We start from the raw sequence: 25092 nt of genomic DNA, 5'->3' as shown, positions 1-25092 counted from the left end.
TTCCTTCCTCCTTAACCACGGCGGCACTTTGGTGCCATACGCTGCTATCGTTCACGCGCTCCCTCATTGTTGATGCCATTTTTCCCATTCCTCTCTTACTTCCCCTTCGGGAGGTCTTTCGTTCCCATACGACATTGCTATGATCCTCCTCGCCTCGGCCCTCCTCTGATCCTCTGCCTTATCGCGGATCTGCTTCAGCTTGGCCCGGTCTCGATGGTTCAGGTAAGCCATGAGGCTCAGGTAGGTGACGGTGCATGAGCCGTACGTGAGCCATCCCGCTGGCTCGGTTCTCCACCACGCGAGGTGCTGGCCCAGGAAGGCTGCAATGTTAGAGAAGACGAACATGAAAATGAACCAGATGAAAAAGTAGATCCCGAGGTGCTCTGGACAGTCGTCGTAGTACGTCTTTTTCTGGTGGGTGCGTGCGCTCTGCTGCCAGAGTTGGGTCGTGATGCTGGCAAGGATGGAGGAGCCGGATCTGGTGATGGGTGTGTAGAGTCTTCTTCGTGACATGGTGCACCTCCTGTTAGGTTGGTGCCCCCCTGTGTGGATAACAATTCAGTTTTGCTGCTGCTACTGCTACTGCTACTGCTACTGCTACTGCTACTGCTACTGCTACTGCTACTGGTTGCTGCCCTGCTCGGTGGCCGTACTGCTCGGTTGAGCAGTTTTACTGAACAGGATTACCTCCTGACGGGCGAAGGCCAGTGCCTCCGATTCCAAGGAGCCACCGGGGCAGGGACCGTTGCCGATCCAGGAACGCTCCTGGTAACGCTGGAGGCAGTGCTTATAAAGATGCGCGGCGTCAAACAGTACATCCCAGAACCTCCTGGTGGCGGTCACGGTGACGTGGAGGGTTGCACCTGTTCTAGTGCATTTAGCTGCTGCTGTTTGTCCGGTTTCGTTGAAGATCAGGTCCACAGGTTTATTTAAGTCATGCCTGTTTTTTAGAAAAACGAGGAACCTTATGCAGAGATCTTGTCGCTTGGTGATCATGATTTAGCCTCCTTCCGTCAACCAGTTCGTTGTCCTTTAGCTTTCGATTTCGCGGCCAAAAACTTAGGGACCACCTCTCGGGCGAACCGTATGGCGTCACACTCTGTCTTCCCGTATTAGGATATCCCTTTTTAGCAGCCTAATCTGTTTCATCTCCAATAAAGCTAAAAGCTCCTCAACCGGCGACCCCTTTGGTCCGTGCCCTGAGTGTGCCGACCGAAACACCGAGTAACGACGCCTTTCTATGCAGGCAGTTGCCGAAGTGCTCTCTAAACTTCACAGGTGTGGGGAACATTCTGAGGCAGTAGCTGCAGGTTCTTTTTTGTTCTTCTATCGTGGTCATGGTTCAGCCTTGCTGATCGAGACGATGATCTCGACGGTCTTGATTACCAGACCCTGATCGTTGTTCCGGTAGCGCACGGCTAAAAGGTCTTCGCCGTACTTCTGATACTCCCGCAGGGTTCCCTTCTGCCCAGGCTTCCTCCCAGCCACGCCAAGCAGTTCTTCACCCCGGTCGGCGTCAGGTTACCTTGCCGGTCAATGTGGGGTGCTGTAAACGGGTTAATTCCTGCGCGATCTTATGCAAAACTGCTGTTTAGAACCGCCTCCGTCTAAAAAACAGCCAACGATATTTAATACGGACCCTGACGGGAAAGTGTCTGGCTGGGTTAGCCAAGTGTAGAAAGGGATGGGACTTTACCCCCGCCGCTAGTTATTGGCAATCCGGTCACCATTCCTGTATCATCTCTAGTAAATGAACCTCCACAAGACTTGTGACAGCGGGATTGATACTGCACGGGGGGGAGCCATGGTAACCAATAAATTCGTAAGCTACATCCGTGTTTCTACAGCTAAACAAGGGACCAGCGGCTTAGGTTTAGAAGCTCAGCGAGAAGCCATCGGTCGTTTCCTATATGAAGGCCAGTGCGAGCTGTTGCAAGAGTACCGCGAGGTCGAAAGCGGAAAGAAAGCAGATCGCCCCGAGCTTGCAAAGGCGTTGAGGCATTGTCAGGTGACTGGTGCAACGCTGGTGATCGCGAAACTAGATCGACTGAGCAGAGATCCGGACTTTCTCGGTGTATTGATGAAAGCAGGGACTGATTTTGTGGCATGTGACATGCCCGACGCTAATAAGCTGACAATCCGTATCATGGCCGCCTTTGCCGAGCACGAGAGGGAAGCGATAAGCCAGCGAACAAAACTTGCCCTACAGGCTGCAAAGGCACGCGGCATAGTGCTTGGACGGCCAGGAAACCTCAGCAAGCAAGCAGCCGACAAAGGGCGGAAAATGGGGCGTGCGGCAAAGCTCGCAAAGTCTGCAGAATTTGTCGCACACGTTCGCCCGTTGATAGAGGCGATGCGTCCTGATACGAGCCTTAGGCAGATCGCTGTACGTCTAAATCAGGATCATGTGAAGACAGCAACTGGCAAAGGAAAATGGACAGCAACCGCAGTCATGAAAATACTCAAATAGACGATGGCGTTATTAAACCCTTTTATTGTCGTGGGTGTGACGACTCCCCCCGGTGCAGTCAGCATAATTTTTCCAATTACTGTAATTTGTGCTTGAAAAACTCCTTACGGAGGTCTATCGTGTGTACGTTTGGTAATGTTTGGAGGTTATAAAAGATGACACAACTCGTAACTCTTGCTGAAGCTGCGTCTTATTTGGGGGTTAGTAAAGCCACATTACGGAACTGGGACAAGGAGGGGAAACTCAAGGCACACCGACATCCATTGAATCGGTACCGGGCTTATGACTTAACTGAGCTTCGCGCATTGAAAGAACAGGCATCACTACTCCCGGAGTTGGAACCTACACCAGCGGTGGCTGATGGCACTCAAATTGTTGACCTACGCAGCGTCAAAAGGGTTGTAGCACGTCTTCATGCAATCCTTCGTAATACAGATGGTGATAGTAGCATTATCCAGAGATTTGATGAACTGACGAAACTACTGTTCCTGAAGCTAGTTGCTGAACGAGATGACGAACCGATCTTTGACATTAACTCGAACGAAGATACGGTCAGTTACGCTAGACGTATCAAAAAAATCTACCATGACCACTCCCTACAATACCCAGCTGTCGTTCCCCAACGTTTTTCAGAATTGACAAGTTCGGATTCGGCCATCAGGCAGTGTGGTGCTGTTCTAAGTGCAGTGTCCTTTGCAGGGGCCAATTTTGATGTAAAGGGGGTCGCCTATGAGGAGGTTATCAGAAACACCTTCGATAAGAGCGACCACCAACAGTTCTTCACTCCGCATCAAGTTGTCACCTTCATGGTGGAATTGCTCCGGCCGTTCCTGCACGGCGCCATCGGCGATCCAGCGTGCGGCACGGCTGGGTTTCTGGCTGAGGTAGTCAGGACAGGCGTTGAAGTCGGAAGCATCAGTGGTTTCGAAATCGACGAACGGTTATCCTGGGTCTCAGGTATAAACCTACTTCTTCACGGAGCCAACAAATTTGAAATAAAGTACTTCAACTGTGGCGGGACGCTGGGACCTCTAGCAAAGCCCTACTTCAATACGCTGGATGCAATCATTACGAACCCACCATTTGGCAGCGACTTCAATGATGAGGATGCATTAAGGGACTTCTCTCTTGGCCAAGGAAAGCTTTCGCGCCGTCGGGGAATTCTGTTTATCGAGCGGTGCTGGTCCCTCCTAAAAGATGGCGGCGTGGTCGGCATTGTTATCGATGAAGGCGTTCTGAACCTGCCAAGCGCGACGGATGTGCGCCAATTCATCCTCGACCACTTCGATATCATGGCGATTGTAAGCCTGCCGGAAACGGCCTTCATGCCCTACGCCAACGTCAATGCTTCTATCCTCTTTCTCAAGAAGACCACTGAGCAAAATCGTTCAACTGAGGTGTTCTTTGGCAAGGCCGACAACATTGGGCGCAAGTCCAATGGCGACGATGACACTCTTTACGATGATTCTGGTAATGCCCGTCCCAACAGCGAATTGCCCCAAATTCTGGAGCAGTGGCAGCGGAAGCTCTTGGGCAAGAACATCCAGACCACGGACAATTTCTTCTTGGCTAATGTGGTAGAGAACCTGAAAAACGATGGAAGCTTGCGCTTTGACTTCCGATATCATCACCCGTCTCGGAACCGGAGCCAGGAACTTCTACAAAACGCCAAGCACCGGCTGTTCTCTATAGCCGACCTCTGCGAAGAACGGAACGAGAGCGTGATTCCCTCTTCCGATATGGCAGACCAAGTCATTACTTATACGGGTCTTGCCAACATTGAATCAAGAAACGGCGTGGCCCATCAGGTGCCGACTCCTGCTGCATCACTCAAAAGCGCGGTGAAGCGTTACGAGCCAGCGGATATCGTCTTTGCTCGGATGCGTCCGAATCTTAGGAAGGTCGCTCTGATGGTGTTTCCGGAAGGGGGGTATGTCTCGCCAGAATGCGCCGTGCTGTCAGTACGAAAAGGGAAGGATGACCAACCGCTGGTAAAACCGGAAGTGCTAGCAGCAATACTTCGCTCGGACTTAGTGTTTGGACAAATCATGCACCTCATCTCGGGAATAGGACGTCCTCGATTAAATTCCAAAGACCTTCGCAAAGTCCTTATCCCTGTACCGCCAAGTGCCATACAAGGAGAAGGGAAACACGAATTCGAAGGGCGTCTATCGTCGGCCCGCGACCTGAGAGCTAGGGCAAATGCCCTGTTCGAGGAGGCCGAATCCCTTGAGTTATCTGCTGTCGAAGAACTCGCCAAAAAAATGATCGAGGGTTAAGCCATGACCAGAGAAGAATTATCCCGTATGCTGTCTGCTCAAGCGACGCCGTTAGAACTTGCAATCTGGTTGCGCCAGAGATACCTACCGCTCCTTATCCAGGCTTTCAACACCCCAGGTGCCCGAAAGCGTCTCGGTCTCTACCAAGGGGAGCGGATACCCGACAACGAAAGGAACCTTACCGACGCCCGTAACCGCGTTAGTCTCATCATCGAGTATGAGCTTGCCCGCCTGTCCAACCAGATTGTCGAGGAGCGAGGCGAGACCGACCTTTTCTGGTCGTATGTAGTGGCCAACCGTTTCCCAGACTTGGAAGTGCGCCGCCGGGATGGTACCCGTAGTCTCCGCATCGAGGTGAAATGCCTGCAGAGCATCGCAGAGGAGAAGGCAGCTAATTTTGACACCTTAAAGAAAGATCTGAATCCCGCTACTGATTTCGTGGTTGTGTTCCTATGGGAATGGGCCTATGACGGCGATGAGTTCCAATGGGACAGGTCCCCGAAGCTTCATAATTGTTTTGTGTTCCAAGCATACTCGCTCGCTGAGCTGCGCGACCACTACTGGTTGAACAAGCCTCCTGGAGACCTTGGAGGAGGATATCAGGGCTTTGACCTGCGCTTTGCTGTGAACTGTAAGAATGGCAGCTACGCCGAGGAGGAAGGGAATTATGGCAAGCTCCTCCGCATCTGGAAAGAAAACTTCGAGTACCGTCCCGAAGATACCCCTATTCTGCTGGACACGGAGCAGGAATACTTAAAGTTCCAACGGGAGGTAACGCTGGAAGGGTTTAAGAACCTTTGCGACTACCATTTGCCGAGATTGTCACAGCAGGATACTGTGACCCGGATTGTGAAAGACGGGGTTGAAATCGGAGCCAGGGCTGGGCGGTTTGCGTTCTTCTCAAATTCTCTGCTGGAAACTAGGAACGTAAAGCCGCTGTTGGTTGAGAATGAAGTTACCTACTGTGTGGTGATGACCGATAAGTACGTTTGCTCTGGGTCCAAAATTGACAACGGACAGTTGGTGCAGGTCTTTAGGGGGCTAAAGCCTAAGCTTCTTGACCGTTCTCTCTTTGGTCTTGCCTGAGATTTACAACGGTCTGGCAGTGGTTAAAGATTTCCGCGTCAAATTGTCGCCCAGCAACGTGGTTGATAAACCTGATGAGCTGAGCTGCATCGAAGGTGCTGACTTGGCTCTTCTCAAAGTCACAGATGTGATACAGGGCACCGTCTCTATTGATATGGAAGAAATAGCCGCCTCGCTGTTCGTGTCCATTACTGGAACGGACACAAAGGGAAATGGTAGATGCGGCAGCGAAAAGTGGAGCTATATCTGCAATGGTAATTGGCCGGTCCAAATCTAATGTCCGAACAGTATAAGGGGCTGCACCTATAACATTTCGCGGCACGTAGAGACTCCTATCTTGACAGTGGAAATAGTAGGACAGATTTCTTATGCTGATGCTGTATAAGTCGGCGCGGATGTTATGACATTTGATATAATAGGTCAATGCATTTTCATTACATAACCTGACTATTCGATTCCGGTAGGAACCAAAGTCGTCCCCAAAAAGCAAAAGGGCGGCAGGCAATGTCAGCCCGGAGCCTTTGCTGGGGACACCGGCGAGTTTTGTCAAACCCGCAGCCTTGACATGGAAGCGATTTTTTCGGTATCTTTCGGATTGCTACACAAAATGCTACACAGGAAAGCCACAGCTCAAGGGGTAATAAGCAAAGGTTGCATGCCGAGGTCCGGGTGGCTCGTTAAACAATCCGGGACGCATTTAAGCGCCGACAATTACGATTACGCTTTAGCAGCTTAATAACCTGCTAACGTTCTACCTGCCTTCTCCCACGGGGGAGGATAGAACGTCATTCAGTGGGATAGTTTCAGGGAGAGTCCGTGGCCCTGCGGCGAAATCAAGCGGAATCGCCGATCAGTAATCCCGGCCTGTGGAGTTCTGAGAGGTTAAATTAAAAACAGGTATAAGCATGTAGACGCCTTTTGTGTACGACTTTCGGACGCGGGTTCGATTCCCGCCACCTCCACCATTTAAAGGATCATGACGATCCAGAGAAGACCTAAAGCTCTTGAGAAATCAAGGGCTTTTTCTTTTTTCTTGTCCTGCATTGTCCAACAAAGTATATTGAAACCCGATGAATCTGGGGGTACGGCTAGGGGTATCTCAATTTGCCTGGGGGTATCGTCAAAAAAATCGGGGGGTATGTCATGCCACTAACTGATATTGCTGTGAAATCTGCAAAGCCAAAGGAGAAGGACTACAAGCTATCAGACGGTGACGGCATGTACCTTTTAGTAACTGCGGGGGGCGGTAAGAGATGGCGGCTTAAGTACCGCTTCTTAGGCAAAGAAAAATTACTGGCTCTTGGCACCTACCCCGACATATCACTTTCTGAAGCTCGAAACAAAAGGCATGAGGCGCGAAAACAGCTAGGGCATGGAATCGACCCCGGCGCAGAGCGCAAGGCGCTGAAAGAGGTACAGGCACAAGAAGCCGCAGAAATCAAAAACAGCTTCAAGCTGGTTGCTTGCGAATGGCACAGCAAGTTTTCTGGAACATGGTCAAATGGGCATGCAGGAACGATCATGGATAGGCTGACACGTGATGTTTTCCCTTGGCTCGGTGATAAGCCGATATGTGAGGTAGAGCCGGTTGATATTTTGGGTGTGCTACGGCGTGTCGAAAGCAGGGGAGCGCTTGAAACGGCGCATAGAATCAGAACCATATGCGGCCAGGTTATGCGCTATGCCGTTGCAACCGGAAGGGCTAAACGAGATTCTGCGGCTGATTTGCGTGGAGCATTGCCACCAGCTAACGCGAAGCATCATGCTTCTATGACAGATCCTAAGGAAGTAGCCGAACTCCTAAGAGCGATTGACGGTTTTAAGGGTACATTTCACGTCAAATGTGCCTTGCAGCTTGCGCCGTTGTTGTTTGTTAGACCGGGAGAGCTACGGCAGATGGAATGGGCCGAGCTTGATCTTGATGGGCGAATGTGGAATATCCCCGGCGTAAAAATGAAAATGGGGCAGCCACACATTGTGCCACTGGCACATCAAGCGGCTGAAATTCTCGGTCAATTAAAACCGTTAACGGGTGCTGGCAGGTACGTGTTCCCTTGCCATCGCTCACCGCTTCGGCCTATGACAAACAATGCCGTTAATGCAGCGCTTCGCCGCATGGGGTACACCTCGGATGAAATGACCGGCCACGGATTCAGAGCAATGGCGCGAACTATTCTTGACGAGGTTTTACAGGTACGGCCTGATTTCATCGAGCACCAGCTTGCACATGCCGTTAAAGATCCTAACGGGCGTGCTTACAATCGGACGGCTCACCTAGCCGAGCGGCGGAAGATGATGCAGACGTGGGCGGATTATCTCGATGGTTTGAAGAAGGGGGCAAAGGTCATACCGATGACGAGAGCAACCGCAGCCGAATAACCAGAAATCTATGTGCTATGTTTTCGAGAGCTAGCGCGACGGCGTGAAAAGCCAGACCCTCCTGGTCTGCTCTCGAAGTTTCATTGAGGTTACCGCACAAGGGGGCGAAAATGGCCGAGAACTTCCAACTACAGAAGCATGGGATCACCAAAGATAGCTTGTTGACCAAGATAGGTCTAGCTAAGGACGAGGACCAAGCCGAATTTTGGGATCTCATTATTGAACTTACAAGACCTCTTGAATGGCTCACAGACGATCTTGCAGAAATAGAAGATCCATATGTTAGAATAAAAGAAATAGAATGTTCTTTAAAAGAGCACAGGGTTGTATTCTTTAGGGATATAGCCAAAGTTAAAGATCCTTCTTCAATTGACCAAATACAGTTTTCACTAGATGGTTGCTTAATAGACCATGGTGATTTGACAATACCTCACATGATTAATAGTGAACTTAAACTTATAGATGTTTTATTGACCGAAGCTTCAGGCAATGAAACTATCTTACGGGGCTTGGCAACTCATAGTGCATCGACACTGTTGAATATAAATAGGCTAATAGTTAACAACTTTTTTAATAAACCGCTCGCTACCGTTGATCTATTAGAGGACAATGCAGACAGACTCAGAAGGAATGGTACGGCACCCGCAAGAGAAAAAAGACAAGCAGACAGCAATGCCAACCGTGAAAAAATCATTCAAATATATAATGAGCTTAAAGAAAAAGATCCGAAGTTATCTAAGGATGCAGCTTCATTGGTGATTGGAGCAATCGGGAAGCTACAACTTACCCCCAAGGTTATCAGGAGATATCTTCCGAAGGGGTAGCAAACCCCCTCCTTACTGACAGTGAGTATATATTGACTGACAGTAGGCATATACCCTCTGTTATTGCGTGTATTTATGTAGCTAACACAGGCTGTTATTGTCCAGAGCAGGACGTAGGAACACCCTACTAAACTGCAAAAGGAGATAACGGCATGAACAGCACCCTACCCGAAAACGGCTTAGTCCGGCTACCCCAGATCATCGGTAACCCCAAAGCAGACCCGCCAATTCCCGCAGTTTTTCCCGTATCCAAAAGCTCATGGTGGGCCGGTGTCAAATCCGGCAAGTATCCCGCAGCAGTCAAGTTGGGACCGCGCACAACGGCATGGCGTGTTCAGGACATTCTCAAGCTGATTGAATCGGCAGGGGAGTAGCCATGACTACCAGACCGGCAGAATCCCAGACCTCAGACCTTGACCTTAGCGCCGCTATCATGACCGCCACCGGCAGGACCCCGGCGATCTTCCGCCAACCAGGGCAGGCGCTCGTTTCGTTTGAGTTTAAAGACGATGAGGAAAGCAGGGCCGTTATTGTCGCTTATGCAACCGGAGAGCTTGTTCAGCCGGTTAGACGCTTCGCCGCTTGTCGTGCTTGGCTGTATCGGCAGGCAAAGGGGGTGAAGCCATGACAGACGCTCTTGTTTCATGCCAGCACCGGCAAGCGGTAACAACAAGCGTTGTTGTGGCTCAGGTTTTCGGGAAAAGACATAAGGATGTTCTTAGAGCGATCACCAACCTGCTTGCAGACCTTGAAGGGGAAGGAGTTTCGCGGCGCAGTTTTGCGCCACGAGATTATACCGATGAAAGGGGCAAGACTTACCAAATGTACGAAATGGACCGTGACGGCTACAGCTTGTTGGCAATGGGATTTAATGGACGAAAGGCTCTTAGATTCAAAGCCCAGTACATCGACGCGTTCAACAAAATGGAACGGGCGCTACTCCATCGGGAAAATCTTTCTTGGCAAGATCAACGTACCGGAAACAAGATAGGGCGCAGGGCCGAAACAGATTCGTTAGCGCGTTTTGTTGACTACGCTACGGCGCAGGGTAGCCAATCCGCAAGGCTCTACTTCATGAACGTAACGAAAATGACGCACCAGGCGCTTAACCTTGTGAGGCAGGCAGCGCCGCAATCCCTACGGGATACCATCGACTCTATGGAGCTTTCCTTCCTGACTACGGCTGAATATCTGGTTCAGCAGACCATCGAAGAGGGCATGGCGGCGGGGCTTCCCTATAAGGAAATTTACCGACTGGCGAAAGACAGAGTGACGACCTATGCCGAGACATTGCCAACACAGCGCCGCATTTCGGCATAGGGGGGCGTTCAATGGGAAAACATACAAAGGGTAAGCGTTTAAACAGACTCCCCCCATTCACCCCAATATTCAATGAGGAAATGGATTCAACGGCATATTTGGAGCTATCAGGGACGGCTGTTAAGGTGTTCACGTGGTTCAAACGTATTGACGGCAGGCTAAGAGGAAAGGACCGCCTCGGTTACAATGGGATATTCGATTTCACCTACAATGAAGCTAAACGGTATGGGTTCGCCAAACGGACTTTTTCAAGGGCCATTGATGAGCTTGGGGAAAAAGGTTTCATTGAAGTTGTATCTGTAGGCGGCTTGCGTGGGGCCGGACGGTCTAACTCTAAATACAAGCTGTCGAGTAAGTGGCAGATCTACCGGCTAGAGCTAAAAGTCAAAGGTGCATGGCGCAGCAATCCCTCGGAGCTTCGACCGCAAGAAGCCTGGAACTGACAACCGGCAGCATCTTTAGTTGGAGGGGAATATGGTATTAGATATGTACTGTTCATTTTTGGCTACAGTCAGACAGACAGAAAGACACTCTACAAGTTCAAAAGTGGCTCATTGCTACCATACCACCGTTGCCAAAAGTGAACCTGTAGGGCATCTGACTATTGCCAAAAATGAACTTGGAAATATTTTGTAAGGGGGGGCGTATTAGGTCCCTACGGCTCTCAGATTGATTACCGTGTTGTTGCACACGCTTTCACCAGGGCAGTTTCAAAAGTAAATTCAGGCTAATTGCCTAATGATTTCGGCAAGACAAAAGCGGAGGGGATAATGGGACGCGGTTCTTATTGCCGATACAATGCGAAGATCAGCACAGAAGATCTACTGAGCGTGAGCCTAGCAGATATGAAGCGGCATGGGGCTGTTAAACCTGGCATCGGCTATACTTTGAAATGGAGCCGGGGCGGAAGGCAAACCGGCGCGATCAATTATGACCTTGCAAAAGACAGCATGACTTTCAGGTATACTAACACACCCTACGGAGGCCCACCGGTGCCGGTACGTGTGGTAATCCAGTATGCCTTTACCGCATGCCATTATGGAGGCCAGCGGAAATGGTTTAAGTGTGGTTGTGGTAGATCCGTGGTCAGGCTATTTATCAAGGGGCAGCGGGTAGCCTGTCGGCATTGCCTCAATCTCGCCTATGGTTCACAGAGAGAAGATTTACTGGACCGCTTGCACAGAAAGATCGAAAAGGTGCAATCCCGGTTGAAGGATTGTCAATCCAAGCCAAAGGGAATGCACTGGCAGACCTTCAAGGAGATACAAGGTAAAATCTACCGGCTAGAGTCACTGAAATGGAAGGTGCTTGAATCAGAATATGCTCGTCGATTTCCTGGCATGACCTTTTGACAAGCTCAGAGAACGCGCAAAGGATGTTGCGAATCGGAAAGATTTCTTCTACACTTCGCCATATCAATAAAGTATCGTGGAGGCGGCATGAGCAAGACTCTTGCAGCAGTTATTTGTATTTTGGCATGTTTTATAGCAAAACCATCCTTTGGCAGTTCCGACCGCCTTTCCCAACTGTTTGAGAGCAAACTGTTTTGGGAGAACTACAAGTGGGGGATGGTGGAGGACAGCCAGTTATACAAATCAGCAGTATGGCAGCCTAAAACACTGCTTGTTTCCGATGCTATACGGTACTTTTATCAAACAAAATCTCAGTTCAATTCTTATGAAGCTGAAAATACTATTGAAGTAAAATCAGATGGAAATGTAGTTCTTTACAATATTGTACTCAATGGCAAAGGAGTAAGTAATTACGACTCAGTGCGCGGAATGTGTATTAACCTATACGGAACCGTTATTAGTGAATATGACAACACTATCATATGGCCAAAAGGAGAAAAAATACGTTTTAAATCCAGCAGCTGGATAATTAATGAAACTATTATTGAGTTAACCTTGATGGATATGGATGTTATAAATCCCTCTTTAACAATAGTGTTCAGAAACAAAGCAAAAGGCAAGGTTGAAAAGCCAACCCTTAGCTTAGTGTGCAGAGATATGTTGTTCCATGCTAACTATGGACCAAGAAGTGACTCTATACCAGATGTTGAATTAATTATTGATGAAAACCGTAACATGGTAACTAATATGGATAATACTCTTACTGACTTTGTGTTAACTGCTTCTGAAAACGTGCTTTACTTGAAAAGAACGCAGAGTAACCATTTCACATCCTACAACATCAGCCGAATTACTGGCAGGTTGGAAGGGATTTCAAGTGACAATAGTGGAGATAGTAATAGGAGTTTTCGCTTGACCGGTAAATGTGAAAAGATGGACCCTGTGAAAAAGAAGTTTTAACCGAATTGAACACAGCAATGCATAGATTATAGCGGTGCTTTGAATTGTTTTTGTCCCCTTTGTGGTGAGACATATGTTGTGATGTTTCTGGTCGTTGGACGGTTCGTAAAAATCGAGCTAAAAACATTCGGGGGTACATTTGGGGGTATCGTAAAATAATTTATATTTATTACTCCATCAAAACAGGTATTTGTGATGCTAGTGCTATGGACGCCACCTCCACCAACCTTCGCCAAGGCTCCGGTTGGCTCATCAGAGCCGACCGGAGCCTTTGGTTTTGGCGAAGGTTGTCCACCGTAGCTGTTCGCCGAAGTGCAACGAAGGCGGACGTTTAGCGAAGGTGGACTCTCCCCATTCAGCAAACCGTCCCCCAAACAAAGGCTTCGGGCGTGTCTCCACGCCCGATAAAACTTTGTTTAACGGCCTCCGGCCGTTAAAATTCCATCCCCAACGGCGCTTGCTGGGCGTGTCTCCACGCCCAGCCTTTATTGCCGCCCCGAAAAACCCAGCTAAACTTCCCCAACCCCAATCCCCCCCCAAAAAATGGAGCCCCAGATGAAATACGTCTACCTCCTCCAAAGCATCCCCCATCCCGACCGGCACTACGTCGGCCTCACCTCCGACGTCGACAAGCGCCTTGCCTCCCACAACGCCGGTCAATCCCCCCACACCTCAAAATACCGCCCCTGGAGAATCATCACCTACCATGCCTTCGCCGACGAAGCCAAAGCCTCCGCATTCGAGAAATATCTCAAGACCTGCTCCGGCCTCGCCTTCAGGAAAAAGCACTTTATGTAAAATTTTTGGTTCTCTGCCCACCTGTTCCCTATCTTCGCACTTCCGGTGACAGAGGCGGGAACTGAAAGCTGGAGACTCGCAAGCAACCGTCAATTACCAAGAATTTTTCTGAGACATAAGTGGTTGCTCGTGAATTAGAAATCTGATAGATTCTCCTTCGGTTAAAACCTTCTGTTTGAAGTAGGGAAAGAAGATGAGTCAGATGCACCGGGCGAGTTGCTCTGACAGTTAGCGGCCCCCAAAAAAGAAGACGCCCTCTATGATTGATGACGATGAAGAACCTGAAATCCACATGATCGCTCTCTATGCCTGGTGACGAAGGCCTCCTCTGACAGACAATGAAAATAAAATGTAGTAAAATGACAGCAATGTAATGCGCGTGTCATTTTCATGCAATGCACCATCCCCTATATTGTCCGCTCCACCCGGGGCTGTCTTATGCCGGCACCGACGAACAAAAGGAACCCTGGAGTAACATTAATGCAGATTCCGCTGTACGACCGCATCCGGCCAGATGAATCGCGCCGACGCGACCTCCTGATATTAACCCTCGTATTTGGGCTGCTCTTTCTTCAGTTTCTGGGCCACTCCCCGCTCATCGACCCCGACGAAACCCGCTACGCAGAAATCCCCCGCGAGATGCTGGAACGCGGCGACCTGATCACTCCGCTGCTCAATTACGTTAAATATTTCGAAAAGCCAGTGCTTCTATACTGGTTGAACGCACTATCATTCTCCATGTTCGGCATCGGCGAATTTTCTGCCCGGCTCGCCTGCGCGTTGAGCGGCCTCGGCACGGTGCTGTTCAGCTACCACCTGGGGCGCGAACTCTTCGGGCGCCGCGTCGGCCTGCTGAGCGCCCTGGTCCTTGGCTGCTGCACCGGCTTCCTCATCCAGAGCCGGATGAACATCACCGACATCCCGCTCACCTTCACCATGACGGCGGCGCTTGGGAGCTACATACTGGCCGCCCGGGAAGCCGAGCGCCCCAAAGCCGGCTACTATTACCTTTTCTACCTCTTCGCCGCCCTGGCGGTCCTCGCCAAAGGGCTCATCGGCATGGTCCTTCCCGGCGCGGTTATCTTCTGGCATATCGTGCTCACACGTCGCTGGCGGATCCTGAAAGAGATGCGCCTTTTCACCGGGCTGATCCTCTTTTTCGCGGTCGCGGCCCCCTGGTTCGTGCTGGTGTGCCGGGACAACCCGGAGTTCTTCCAGTTCTTCTTCATTCACGAGCATTTCGAGCGCTTCCTGACCACGGTGCATCACCGTTACCAGCCGTTTTGGTACTTCATCCCCATCCTCTTCGGCTTCATGATCCCCTGGTCCTTCTTCATCCCGGCGGCGTTGCGCGGCTTCTGGCGCGAGCGCACCCTCCCCGGCGGGGAGGCGCGCCTATACCTCGCGCTGTGGGCGATCATCATCTTCGTGTTTTTTTCGAAGTCGAACTCGAAGCTGCCTGCCTACATCCTGCCGGTCTACCCGGCCCTCGCCATACTCATCGGCGCGCTGTTCGATAAAGCGCTGAACGGGGAGTTCCGTCCGCTACGCCGCCCCGCGCTCGTATTCGGTTGCGTCCTCATCCTTTTGGGCTGCGCCGCCGTCTTGTACCCTTTGGTGGCGCACGGGCCACTCGTGACATTCGTCGGAGGAAGCGTCATCGGTTCGATATTCCTCGCGCAGGGGATCGTCGCCCTCGCGGCGGCCAGGCGCCGGGACCCGCGCCTGCTCTTAGGCGGCCTCGTTCTTGGCTCGATCCTCCTCTTCCTGGCCGCGCCCCAATTCGTCTTCCCGATCTTCGCGGAGCGCAAGTCGTACCGCGAGCCGGGCGAAATAGTCAAACGGCTTGCCAGCCCGGACGCTGTGCTGGTAAGCCAAGGGCTGCGTCAGGGGCTCTCCTTCTACGCGGGGCGGCGCGTCGCCATCTTCGACGGTGCCGGCGAGATCGAATTCGGCAGCAAGATAGGCGACCAGTCCGCCTGGTTTTTGGAGCGCCCCGCATTCCTCGCGCTCTGGAACGGGCCCAAGCCGGTGTACGCCATGGTTCAGCGGGAAACCCTGGGGGAACTTAAAGCCGGCTCCGTCATCCCGCCGCGCATCCTGTGGCAGAGTTCGAAACACTACCTCGTCACCAACAGATAAACATTCTGGTTCCGGCGCGGTCACCGCAGCCGGAGCGTTATCAGCAGCAAAGGAGAAACCATTGAAAGTACTAATTCTCGGAGTTAACGGCTTCATCGGCAACGCCCTCACCCATCGCATCCTGACCACCACCGACTGGGAGGTCTTTGGCCTCGACATGGCCAGCGATAAGCTGGAGCGTTCCATCGGCAATTCCCGCTTTCACTTCCTGGAAGGGGACATCACCATCAACAAGGAATGGATCGAGTACAACATCAAAAAGTGCGACGTGGTGCTCCCCCTGGTTGCCATCGCCACCCCCATCACCTACGTCAAAGACCCCCTCAGGGTCTTCGAACTCGACTTCGAGGAGAACCTCAAGATCATTCGCCTCTGCGCCAAGTACAACAAGCGGATCATCTTCCCCTCCACCTCGGAGGTCTACGGGATGAGCCCCGATCGCGAGTTCGACGAGGAGAACTCGCCGCTCATGCTGGGCCCGATCAACAAGGAGCGCTGGATCTACTCCTGCGCCAAGCAGATGCTGGACCGGGTCATTTATGCCTACGGCGCCCATGAGGGACTGCGCTACACCCTGTTCCGCCCCTTCAACTGGATCGGCCCGAAGCTGGACTCGATCAGCACCGCGAAGGAGGGGAGTTCCCGCGTCCTGACCCAGTTCCTCTACAACATCCTGGCCGGCGAGCCGATCCAGCTCGTGGACGGCGGAGAGCAGCGCCGTTCCTTCACCTTCCTCGAGGACGGTATCGACTGCCTGATGCGGATCATTGAGAACCGTGACGGCTGCGCCGATTCCGGGATCTTCAATATCGGCAACCCCGACAACGACCTGTCGGTAAAGGAACTTGCCCATAAGCTTGTGGCAATGGTACAGCAGTACCCCGAATACCGGGAGAAGGCGCTTGCCTGCCCCATAATCGAGGTCAGCTCCGCGCAATACTACGGAAAGGGGTACCAGGACATGCTGAACAGGGTCCCTTCCGTGAAAAACGCCAAGGCACGACTGGGGTGGGAGCCGCGCACCACTGTGGATGACGCGTTGAAAGAGACCCTCGACTTCTACCTGATCGAGAAGCGGGAAACCATCCAGCACCTTTTGTAAGCTACCGGAGGCCACGTGCGCAGCGAATTTCTACCCTTTTCCACCCCGACCATCGAGGATGCCGAAATCAACGAGGTGGTCGATTCACTCAAATCGGGCTGGATCACCACCGGACCGAAGGTAAAGCGCTTCGAGGAGGAGTTCCGCGCCTATGTCGGCGCCCCGTTCGCGGTGTCCCTCTCCTCGGCCACCGCCGGGCTGCACCTGACCCTTTTGGCCTTGAAATTCCGGGAAGGGGACGAGGTGATCACCACCCCGATGACCTTCGCCTCTACGGTGAGCATCTGCGTTCTCTGTGGCCTTAAGCCGGTCCTCGTCGATATCGAGCCGGGAACCCTTAACATAGACGCCGGGAAGATACGAGAGAAGATCACCCCGCGCACCAGGGCCATCATCCCGGTGCACTTCGCGGGGCAGTCCTGCGACATGGACCCGATCTTCGATCTGGCCCGCGAGTTCAACCTTACCGTCATCGAAGACGCGGCACACGCCGCCGGCACCGAGTACAAGGGGCGCAAAATCGGCTCCCTGGACAGCATCTCCATCTTCTCATTCCACCCCAACAAGAACATCACCACCGGCGAGGGGGGGATGGTCTGCACCGCGGATGAAGCGATTGCCGAAGAGGTGTCGCTTTTGAAGTTCCACGGCATGAGCCGCGAGGCGTGGAAGCGCTTCGCGGTGAGCGGGACGCCGGGCTACGACATCGTGCTTCCCGGTTTCAAGTACAACATGATGGACATCCAGGCGGCCCTGGGGATCCACCAGCTCCCCAAGCTGGACGGCTTCATCGACCGGCGCACCGAGATCGCCCATTTCTACAACCAAGAGCTTGCCGACGTGGCTGAACTAAGCCTCCCCGCGTACGCCCCCTACAGCCAGCGCCACGCCTGGCACCTCTATACGCCGCTGGTTAAAATCGAGCGGCTCTCCATCGACCGGGACGGCTTCATGGCGCAGTTGAAGGAACTCAACATCGGCACCGGACTGCACTACAAGGCGGTACACCGACACGCCTGGTACCAGGCCAACCTGCCGCAGCCGGAAAACTCGCTCCCAAACGCCGACTACGCCTCCGACCGCATCCTGTCGCTGCCGCTTTTCCCGAAAATGACGCAAGAAGACGCGCGCGACGTAGTTGAAGCTGTAAAGATCGTGATCGCAAGGAACCGCAAATGACCCCCTACCTATCCATCGTCGTTCCCGTCTACAACGAGGAAGGGAACCTAGACAACCTGATGGGGCGCCTCTACCCCGTGCTGCGCGGGATGGGGCGCCCCTTTGAAATCATCTTCACCGACGATGGGAGCCGCGACCGCTCGCTGGAAATCCTGAAACGCATGGCCGGGGAATACCCTGAAGTGCGGGTGATCGAATTCAACGGCAACTTCGGCCAGCACATGGCCATCATGGCCGCCTTCGAGATCAGCCGAGGCGAGATCGTGATCACCCTGGACGCGGACCTGCAGAACCCGCCCGAGGAGATACCCAAGCTGGTAGCCGAAATGGAGCTTGGACACGACGTGGTGGGGTCCATCCGGCAAAACCGGCAGGACACGTTCTTCCGCAAGAGCGCTTCGCGCCTGGTCAACATAACCACGCGGAAAATGACCGGCATGAGGATGACCGACTACGGTTGCATGCTGCGCGCCTACCACCGCAACGTGGTGGACAACATCAACCGCTGCTGCGAGGCAAGCACCTTCATCCCGGCCCTCGCCCAGACCTTCGCGTCGAGCCCTAGCGAGGTCGAGGTGGCGCACGCGGAGCGCAGCGAGGGAGAGAGCAAGTACTCGCTCTACAAGCTGGTCCGCCTGAACTTCGACCTGATGACCGGCTTTTCCGTGGTGCCGCTGCAACTCTTCGCCCTTACCGGCATCATCACCGCGCTCGGTGCCGTTGCCTTCGCCCTGTTCCTCATGGCGAGGCGCTTTGTGGTCGGCGCCGAGGTGGAAGGGATCTTCACCCTGTTCGCCATCCTGTTCTTCTTCATCGGCGTCACCATTTTCGGGATCGGGATCGTGGGAGAGTACGTGGGGAGGATCTACCAGGAGGTGCGGCGCAGGCCGCGCTACGTGGTGCGCAGGATACACGGAGGAAGCGATGAAGGATAAGGTCGTAGTTTGCGCCTACCACAACGTGGGCTACCGCTGCCTGGAGGAACTGATCCGCCAGGGGGCCGACGTCCGCCTCGTCTTCAGCCACGAGGACTCGGCGAGCGAGGAGATCTGGTTCCGCTCGGTACGCGAACTGGCCGCCCGCCACGGCATCCCTTGCCTGACCGGCAACGTCAACGATGCCGAAAACCGCGAGAGGATTGCCGAACTTGCCCCGGACTTCCTCCTCTCTTTCTACTACCGCAACATGATTTCGCCCGAGGTGCTGACCCTGGCGAGACGCGGCGCCCTCAACCTGCACGGCTCCTACCTCCCGCGGTACCGCGGACGCGTCCCGATCAACTGGGCGGTGATCAACGGCGAAACAAGCACCGGGGCAACCCTGCACTACATGGTGGAGAAACCGGATGCCGGCGAGATCGTCGACCAGGAAGCGGTGGAAATCGCCTTTAAGGACACGGCGTTCGACGTCTTCAACAAGGTGACCGACGCCGCCGTGACCGTGCTGCGCCGCGCCTGGCCGCAACTGGTCGCCGGAACCGCACCGCGCATCCCGATGGACCTCAAGGCCGGCAACTACTGCGGCGGCCGCAAACCAGAGGACGGCCGCATCGACTGGAACCTGAGCGCGCGCCGGATCTACGATTTGGTGCGCGGCGTCACCCACCCCTACCCAGGCGCCTTCACAACCCTTGCCGGCCAAAAACTGCTTGTATGGCAGGCCTTTCCTGTCGAGGGAGCGGGAGAGCCGGGACGCGTGGTCTCCACCCGGCCGCTGCTAGTCGGCACAGGGGAGGGGCTACTGGAGATCCGAAGCCTGCAGCTTGAAGGGGATACGGAACTCTCAGCTTCCGATTTCGTGGAAAAGACCTCCTGCAACGGCGAACTCCTCGCCTGATCCCAGCCACCAAACGGAGCCCTCATGCCTCAACAGCAAAGTCCGACCCTCGCCCTCAAGGTCGACGTAGACACCTTCTGCGGCACCCGTGACGGCATCCCCAACCTGCTGCGGATCTTCGAAGAATTCGGGGTGCGCGCCACCTTCTATTTCTCCCTAGGCCCCGACAACTCGGGAAAGGCCGTGCGCCGTCTGCTGCACAAGGGGTTCCTCGCCAAGATGCTGCGGACCAAGGCTCCCGCTATGTACGGGCTGAAGACCATGCTCTACGGCACCCTGCTTCCCGCACCGCTCATCGGGGCAAACCTGGCGGGGGTCATCGCGAGCGTGAAGGATGCGGGGCACGAGACGGGGATCCACTGCTGGGACCACGTACACTGGCACGACCACCTGCGGCAGCTTTCCCGTGAAGAGGTGGCTGCTGAGCTCGGACGCGCCAGTTCCGCGTTCCAGGAGATCTTCGGCTGCCGCGCGGCGACAAGTGCCGCCCCCGGTTGGACCGTAACCTCGACATCCTTCGAGGCCCAGGATGCGCTCGGCTTTACCTACTGTAGCGACACAAGGGGAGAGTTCCCGTTCTATCCCGTCTTTTCCGGCAAGCGTTTCAAGACCCTGCAAGTCCCCTCCACCTGGCCCACGATGGACGAGTTGATCGGTGAAAACGGCGTCACCGCCGCCACCGTCAACGATATCTACCTGAAGCGTCTCAAGCCCGGGCTGAACGTGCACACCATTCACGCGGAACTGGAGGGGAATGCCCTTCTCGCCACCTTCCGGGAACTTCTCGTTGGGTTGTCCGCGAGCGGGGTGCGCTTTGTCACACTTAGCCAAGCGGCCACCGAGTATGGCGCCGACGCCCCTGCCTGCGCGGTAGAGATGGGTCCTATCGCCGGCAGGGCCATGCCGGTCGCGCTGCAGGCGCCCGCTCTTTAGCTGCAAATTGATGACGAGCAGCCGAGCCGTCGAACTTCACCGCCAGCGACAGGTAGATTGGGATACTGAGCGGCGATCCGGAAGATCAGTGAAGATGGCGACCCACCCCCTGCAACCACCTCTCTGTCTCCTGCAACAAAGCATTCCACAAGATCCCACGGAAGCATATACATCGGGATGCTTTCGTCTTACCTCATCGAAAATCAGTTTTAGACTCTCAACAGCAGGGCGTAGTCCGTGTACTTTAAATCGCCCTAGGTTCGACACTAAAATCTGCGAAGACATGCCGGGACCGAAAACCTAGAGGTTTGACACAGGGAATAATGTTCCCTATACTGCGACCGCATGGCATGTCTCCAGCACAACCGAAACAGGAAGATAGACGTTTTCGGCCGCGAACATGGCACTCCGCATTCATCTGCACTATTGGAACAGAGGATGACGTTATGACTCAACAGATGATCAAATCGGTTGCCGCCGAGGCGCCGTCGAGAGTGACCATAGTTTGGCGCTCCGGCAAGCATACTACGGTCGAACTGGCGGAATATCTGGACTCTCCGGGGTACGAAAAACTTAGAGAGCCGGCATTTTTTATCAGTGCCGCGGTGGAGGAATGGGGACACGGGATAGAGTGGGGCGACGGTGAACTCGGTATTGACGCGGACACCTTGTACCGGTTGGGGAAGGAACAGGCGGGGCTCGCTTATGTTGATGCCATCCTTAAACACCATCCCACCGTCCAGGCAATCTATCTCTTCGGTTCTTATGCTACTGAAGACGAGCGAGATGACAGCGATGTCGATATCGCTCTGCTGCTCAGGCCAGAGGAATCGAAGATGGTGGGCTCGCTTTGCCAGAGCCCATTGCACCTTGAGCTAGAGCGTCTACTTAATCGCAACGTCGATCTTATCAACCTTCGCAATGTCTCGACGGTGCTGCAGAAGGAAGTGATATTTGCCGAGCGCCGCATTTACGATGGCGACATGTATGCCGCTGACGAGTTCGAGATGCTGACAATGTCCCTGTACCAGAAACTAAACGAAGAAAGGGCGGGGATACTCCAGGATGCCATTCGCGGAGGGAGATTGCATCAAGTATGACTGACATCATTCTCAACAAGAAAGACAGCATCGAGCGGTGTGTCGGGCAGATAAGAAGTTACTACAGGCTTCCTTCCGATGTTCCGTTCGAAGAAGATTATCTAAGGCAGGACGCCATAGCTCTCAACCTGCAGCGAGCCTGCGAGCAATGCATAGATCTCGCAAACCACGCCATCAAAGTCGGTAAGCTGGGGCTTCCAAAGGAGAGCAGAGACAGCTTTCGCCTTCTGGCCGCCAACGGCGTGATCCCCAAGGATCTCGCCGCACATCTTGAAGGCATGGTAGGGTTCAGAAACGTGCTGGTTCACGAGTACCAGCACCTCGACATAAAGCTGATGGTAGATGTTATTGAGAACAAGCTGGATGATCTGCTTATGTTCGTAGACACGATCGTGGAGCACTACCTGAATAAGGCCTGAACCTTAATTGCCCCCTGGTCCCACCACACCCATTCTTGTTACTGCCTCTTGACTAGTCACCACGATCTTCTCTTCCAAGCTTCTCATCCTAATCTCCCACAGACCCCAAACCTCCTAAACGCTAGCTACACCGTCTATTTCAGTAACGCTGACTTCAAAAGGCTCCTGCGTAAGCCCTTTTTGTCGAATGACATGCCACATCCTCCGAATGGCTTGCGCCAGCGTGCACCTCAAGAAGGCAGAGTTTGTTTTGGAAATAACTAATATTAAAAATATTCCTTAGGATTTGCTGTCGGAGTATACATTTTCCTGTCTGCCGACTAGCCGTGGCTTTCGGAGGGGAGCGGCGAGAGAAGCGGTGATGAGAAATATGTCCATGGAACTTTCTTGAGGTGGGCTGCAGGGTTTTGCTTATTCTCAATCTCAATCTTAATCTTAATCTCAATTTCCTCGGCCTCAAAGGTACTGGTAAATGCGAAAGCTTTGGCTGTTTCTGTTGACGATCTTTTGCAGCGGTTGCACGACGCACAGCGATGTGAACAGTGAACGGTTGAAGTCGCTGCCGTACCATTATTCGCAGTTCGACCTGGCCTTGGCCTGGGAGATCAAACAGGCGGGGATGGAGACGGTTGTCGAGGGTGTGGCAAAAAATCTCCGATACGCCTACATGGAAGGGATCGAAATCTGGGTCACAGCAATAGATGCCGCGGGCAAAACAAGAGCACGGAACGTATGCTTCGTCATCCCACACCAGATCAAACAGGATGGGATCTTTCCCTTCGACATAAAACTTCCGATTCCATTAGAACCAGGCATGATGCTGAAGTTCACCTACAAGTACAACGGTTCCGACGGGGGTGACGGAGGCGTGAACTGGATGCAGACTTTCGACTGGGCTGTGCCGTAGTTGTAAATGAGCAAGAGTTGACCCCAAGGCTCTGACCCAAGCCTCAAGAAGGGGGTGAATCACAGCCCCGTACGTATAGTTAAATCCAATTTAGCGCAGTTTTGCTTCTAATTCATAACGTGTTGCCACCAGAACTGCCCCTTGGAATGATAACCAACCAGGTATCTATTAGCTCGGAGGTGAAGTATGGTAACAAAAAGTATCGCTATGAAGAGTTTTGCCGAATTTATTACGGGCACTGAAGCTGCGAGAAAACGAATATTACGTGGGTACAAATATCCTGATGATGAGGGAATGGCCATGGCTAAATACTACTGGCCAGCCAAATCAACAATTGCAATATTTCATCAAAATTGCCACAGCATTGAATGGCTTTTGGAAAAAGCCTCAGAATTGGAAAAGCATTCATTGTCACCGAGCAAATCTTTGCGTACTAAAATGCTGAGTAATGCTAGGTCACTAAGGAGCTACGCAAAATATTTCGGATGTACTAAATTTGAGGTGCTTGGAACAGGTAAATTTCCATTCCATCTGGGTGGAGTGACCATAAATGTAACACCTGATATCCACGTGGTTGACACCTTGGGTAAGGAAACATATATAAAATACAACTTTTCACAAAAAAAGATGAAGTATGAATATGTGAGAGCAATTATAGGTTGCATGAGTTATGGGGTTCATGTCAATTTACAAACGAATAGTCCAGATACAGTTGCTTTTGTTGATGTACCAACGGGAACAGTACACCAGGGAATTCCAGTAACCGATGCTCTTCGCGGAGAAATGATTGCTCGGTGCGAGGAGCTGCAAGATGAGTGGAACGCTTTGTAGTTCTCACAGAAGGAGTTCCCAGCGGGCGGCGCCTGATGCTGAAATAAGATAGAACCCTCCTGCACAAATTACCAAGAATCTCACAACGCCCTCCGGTCGGCCTCACGGCAGTCTCTAAGGGGCCAGAGGGTCTGGACATGGACAAACGCTGAATCGGTGGTTGATGACCCAAAGCTTGCTCGAGAAGTCGCCGTGCATTTCCGTCCTCGCAATAGTTGCGAGAGGTTGAGGAGGGTCGGCGCTCACTTCGGGTTTGGAGATTCTACAGTGTTGAAGGCAAGCACGAGACTAGAAGCAAGATTCAACAGCGAAAAACAGCCGTCCGCGAAAAAGTCAAAGCGATTCTGCAATCCCTGGGTCGTGTCCAGGTCCAGACCTGACCCCTCAGTCTCTCGTATGCTTCGTCATCCCGCACCAAATCAAACAAGATGGGATATTTCCCTTCAGCGTAAAACTTCCGATTCCAAGGGAACCAGGCATGGTGCTGAAGTTCACCTACAAGTACAACGGTTCCGACGGAGGTGACGGAGGCGTGAACTGGATGCAGAGTTTCGAATGGGCTATGCCGTAGTTGTAAATGAGCAACAAGAAAGAGTTGACCCCAAGGCTCCCAGTCTGCAATAAAAACCGACGGTGGTCCTCCTCCAGGCCATATTCGCCAGGAAAGGTAGTCATGACAAAAAAACTACGTGAACAGCAGGAGAAAATCGCAGCTCTTAACAAAGCTGCAAGTAGTTGGTTTAGACAGCCGGGGCAATCTGAAGCTGAGCGAAAACTAAGTGAGCAGCAAAAAAGAATAGCAGACTTTGACAAGGCAACAGCCAATTGGTTTTTTCAGATGCAAACCGAACAAGCTGACAGTAGACGAAAACGCCAACCAATAGCAAGAGCAGTTCGAAATGTGGTTTGGAATAGAGATGGAGGAGTTTGTGTTGAATGTGGTTCAAACGAGAACCTTGAATTTGATCACATCATTCCCCACAGCAAAGGTGGAAGCGACACCGAAAGGAATATTCAACTGCTTTGCATGAAATGCAATAGGACAAAATACGACAAAATATGAATCACCAGGCTTGTTTCTATATAGGACGCCGGGATCCTAAATGAAATGCTTTGTCTAACCATTCAGTAACTAGTTGGCTTGATAGAGCAGGAGCATCTTTTTGAAGTGGTCA

The 25092-nt window shown here is 52.7% G+C and carries 26 protein-coding genes and 1 other RNA gene; 24 read left to right on the top strand and 3 right to left on the bottom strand.

Annotated features, from left to right (window positions below):
* Nucleotides 1-63: 63 nt before the first annotated feature.
* The 3 genes from GBEM_RS14960 to GBEM_RS21510 form a co-directional block, all read right to left on the bottom strand.
* Nucleotides 64-513, bottom strand: a complete 450-nt coding sequence (locus GBEM_RS14960; protein WP_012531429.1) for a hypothetical protein — start codon at nucleotides 511-513, stop codon at nucleotides 64-66.
* 108 nt (nucleotides 514-621) lie between these two features.
* A complete protein-coding gene (locus GBEM_RS21515; RefSeq protein ID WP_012531428.1) occupies nucleotides 622-996 on the bottom strand; it encodes a hypothetical protein in 375 nt (124 codons plus the stop codon).
* 339 nt (nucleotides 997-1335) lie between these two features.
* The gene (locus GBEM_RS21510; protein WP_012531426.1) at nucleotides 1336-1488 is read right to left on the bottom strand and encodes a hypothetical protein; all 153 of its coding nucleotides are present in this window, start codon (nucleotides 1486-1488) and stop codon (nucleotides 1336-1338) included.
* Between the two features lie 316 nt (nucleotides 1489-1804).
* Between GBEM_RS21510 and GBEM_RS14950 the strand changes: the two genes are divergently transcribed.
* The 24 genes from GBEM_RS14950 (at nucleotide 1805) to GBEM_RS20820 (ending at nucleotide 24980) form a co-directional block, all read left to right on the top strand.
* Entirely contained in the window at nucleotides 1805-2470 is a 666-nt protein-coding gene (locus GBEM_RS14950) for a recombinase family protein (RefSeq protein WP_012531425.1), read from the top strand.
* A gap of 155 nt (nucleotides 2471-2625) precedes the next feature.
* Nucleotides 2626-4749 carry an N-6 DNA methylase gene (locus GBEM_RS14945; protein WP_012531424.1) on the top strand — a complete coding sequence of 708 codons (2124 nt, stop codon included), beginning with the start codon at nucleotides 2626-2628 and terminating at the stop codon, nucleotides 4747-4749.
* Nucleotides 4750-4752: 3 nt separating this feature from the next.
* Nucleotides 4753-5835, top strand: a complete 1083-nt coding sequence (locus tag GBEM_RS14940; RefSeq protein WP_012531423.1) for a hypothetical protein — start codon at nucleotides 4753-4755, stop codon at nucleotides 5833-5835.
* Nucleotides 5807-6112 (top strand): hypothetical protein, encoded by a 306-nt coding sequence (locus GBEM_RS14935; RefSeq protein WP_148212920.1) that lies wholly within the window; start codon nucleotides 5807-5809, stop codon nucleotides 6110-6112. The genes GBEM_RS14940 and GBEM_RS14935 overlap by 29 nt, the downstream gene beginning before the upstream one ends.
* A gap of 357 nt (nucleotides 6113-6469) precedes the next feature.
* Nucleotides 6470-6800, top strand: a transfer-messenger RNA (tmRNA) gene (ssrA, locus tag GBEM_RS20835).
* A 178-nt stretch (nucleotides 6801-6978) separates the two neighbouring features.
* Nucleotides 6979-8214, top strand: coding sequence for a tyrosine-type recombinase/integrase (locus GBEM_RS14930; protein WP_012531422.1), 1236 nt, complete (start codon nucleotides 6979-6981; stop codon nucleotides 8212-8214).
* A 110-nt stretch (nucleotides 8215-8324) separates the two neighbouring features.
* Nucleotides 8325-9038 (top strand): hypothetical protein, encoded by a 714-nt coding sequence (locus GBEM_RS14925; RefSeq protein WP_012531421.1) that lies wholly within the window; start codon nucleotides 8325-8327, stop codon nucleotides 9036-9038.
* Nucleotides 9039-9190: 152 nt separating this feature from the next.
* Nucleotides 9191-9412, top strand: coding sequence for a helix-turn-helix transcriptional regulator (locus GBEM_RS14920; RefSeq protein ID WP_012531420.1), 222 nt, complete (start codon nucleotides 9191-9193; stop codon nucleotides 9410-9412).
* A 250-nt stretch (nucleotides 9413-9662) separates the two neighbouring features.
* Nucleotides 9663-10358: a Rha family transcriptional regulator gene (locus GBEM_RS20475; RefSeq protein WP_012531418.1), complete on the top strand. Its 696-nt coding sequence runs from the start codon at nucleotides 9663-9665 to the stop codon at nucleotides 10356-10358.
* 11 nt (nucleotides 10359-10369) lie between these two features.
* Entirely contained in the window at nucleotides 10370-10801 is a 432-nt protein-coding gene (locus GBEM_RS14905) for a hypothetical protein (RefSeq protein WP_012531417.1), read from the top strand.
* A 327-nt stretch (nucleotides 10802-11128) separates the two neighbouring features.
* Nucleotides 11129-11710 carry a hypothetical protein gene (locus GBEM_RS20470; RefSeq protein WP_012531415.1) on the top strand — a complete coding sequence of 194 codons (582 nt, stop codon included), beginning with the start codon at nucleotides 11129-11131 and terminating at the stop codon, nucleotides 11708-11710.
* An 87-nt stretch (nucleotides 11711-11797) separates the two neighbouring features.
* Nucleotides 11798-12670, top strand: coding sequence for a hypothetical protein (locus GBEM_RS14895; protein WP_012531414.1), 873 nt, complete (start codon nucleotides 11798-11800; stop codon nucleotides 12668-12670).
* Nucleotides 12671-13225: 555 nt separating this feature from the next.
* Nucleotides 13226-13468: a GIY-YIG nuclease family protein gene (locus GBEM_RS14890; protein WP_012531413.1), complete on the top strand. Its 243-nt coding sequence runs from the start codon at nucleotides 13226-13228 to the stop codon at nucleotides 13466-13468.
* A gap of 480 nt (nucleotides 13469-13948) precedes the next feature.
* Nucleotides 13949-15610, top strand: a complete 1662-nt coding sequence (locus tag GBEM_RS14885) for a phospholipid carrier-dependent glycosyltransferase (RefSeq protein ID WP_012531412.1) — start codon at nucleotides 13949-13951, stop codon at nucleotides 15608-15610.
* Nucleotides 15611-15671: 61 nt separating this feature from the next.
* Nucleotides 15672-16712: a bifunctional UDP-4-keto-pentose/UDP-xylose synthase gene (locus tag GBEM_RS14880; RefSeq protein WP_012531411.1), complete on the top strand. Its 1041-nt coding sequence runs from the start codon at nucleotides 15672-15674 to the stop codon at nucleotides 16710-16712.
* Between the two features lie 15 nt (nucleotides 16713-16727).
* Nucleotides 16728-17891: a DegT/DnrJ/EryC1/StrS family aminotransferase gene (locus GBEM_RS14875; RefSeq protein ID WP_012531410.1), complete on the top strand. Its 1164-nt coding sequence runs from the start codon at nucleotides 16728-16730 to the stop codon at nucleotides 17889-17891.
* Nucleotides 17888-18826, top strand: coding sequence for a glycosyltransferase (locus GBEM_RS14870; protein ID WP_012531409.1), 939 nt, complete (start codon nucleotides 17888-17890; stop codon nucleotides 18824-18826). Before GBEM_RS14875 ends, GBEM_RS14870 begins: the two co-directional genes overlap by 4 nt.
* Complete coding sequence (locus tag GBEM_RS14865; protein ID WP_012531408.1) at nucleotides 18816-19727, top strand: formyltransferase; 912 nt, start codon at nucleotides 18816-18818, stop codon at nucleotides 19725-19727. The genes GBEM_RS14870 and GBEM_RS14865 overlap by 11 nt, the downstream gene beginning before the upstream one ends.
* A 24-nt stretch (nucleotides 19728-19751) precedes the next feature.
* Complete coding sequence (locus tag GBEM_RS14860; RefSeq protein ID WP_012531407.1) at nucleotides 19752-20660, top strand: polysaccharide deacetylase family protein; 909 nt, start codon at nucleotides 19752-19754, stop codon at nucleotides 20658-20660.
* Nucleotides 20661-21106: 446 nt separating this feature from the next.
* Nucleotides 21107-21760, top strand: coding sequence for a type VII toxin-antitoxin system MntA family adenylyltransferase antitoxin (gene mntA / locus GBEM_RS21845; RefSeq protein WP_012531406.1), 654 nt, complete (start codon nucleotides 21107-21109; stop codon nucleotides 21758-21760).
* Entirely contained in the window at nucleotides 21757-22179 is a 423-nt protein-coding gene (gene hepT / locus GBEM_RS14845; RefSeq protein WP_012531405.1) for a type VII toxin-antitoxin system HepT family RNase toxin, read from the top strand. The genes mntA and hepT overlap by 4 nt, the downstream gene beginning before the upstream one ends.
* Before the next feature lie 472 nt (nucleotides 22180-22651).
* A complete protein-coding gene (locus GBEM_RS14840) occupies nucleotides 22652-23086 on the top strand; it encodes a hypothetical protein (protein WP_012531404.1) in 435 nt (144 codons plus the stop codon).
* A 186-nt stretch (nucleotides 23087-23272) separates the two neighbouring features.
* Complete coding sequence (locus tag GBEM_RS20825; RefSeq protein ID WP_012531403.1) at nucleotides 23273-23917, top strand: hypothetical protein; 645 nt, start codon at nucleotides 23273-23275, stop codon at nucleotides 23915-23917.
* 673 nt (nucleotides 23918-24590) lie between these two features.
* Nucleotides 24591-24980 (top strand): HNH endonuclease, encoded by a 390-nt coding sequence (locus tag GBEM_RS20820; RefSeq protein ID WP_201764283.1) that lies wholly within the window; start codon nucleotides 24591-24593, stop codon nucleotides 24978-24980.
* Nucleotides 24981-25092: the final 112 nt, after the last annotated feature.

This window comes from Citrifermentans bemidjiense Bem, from assembly GCF_000020725.1.
GTDB classification, from domain to species: Bacteria; Desulfobacterota; Desulfuromonadia; order Geobacterales; family Geobacteraceae; genus Geomonas; species Geomonas bemidjiensis.
The sequence above is the reverse complement of the archived record's forward strand: the minus strand, read 5'-3'. Positions and strand labels throughout refer to the sequence as shown.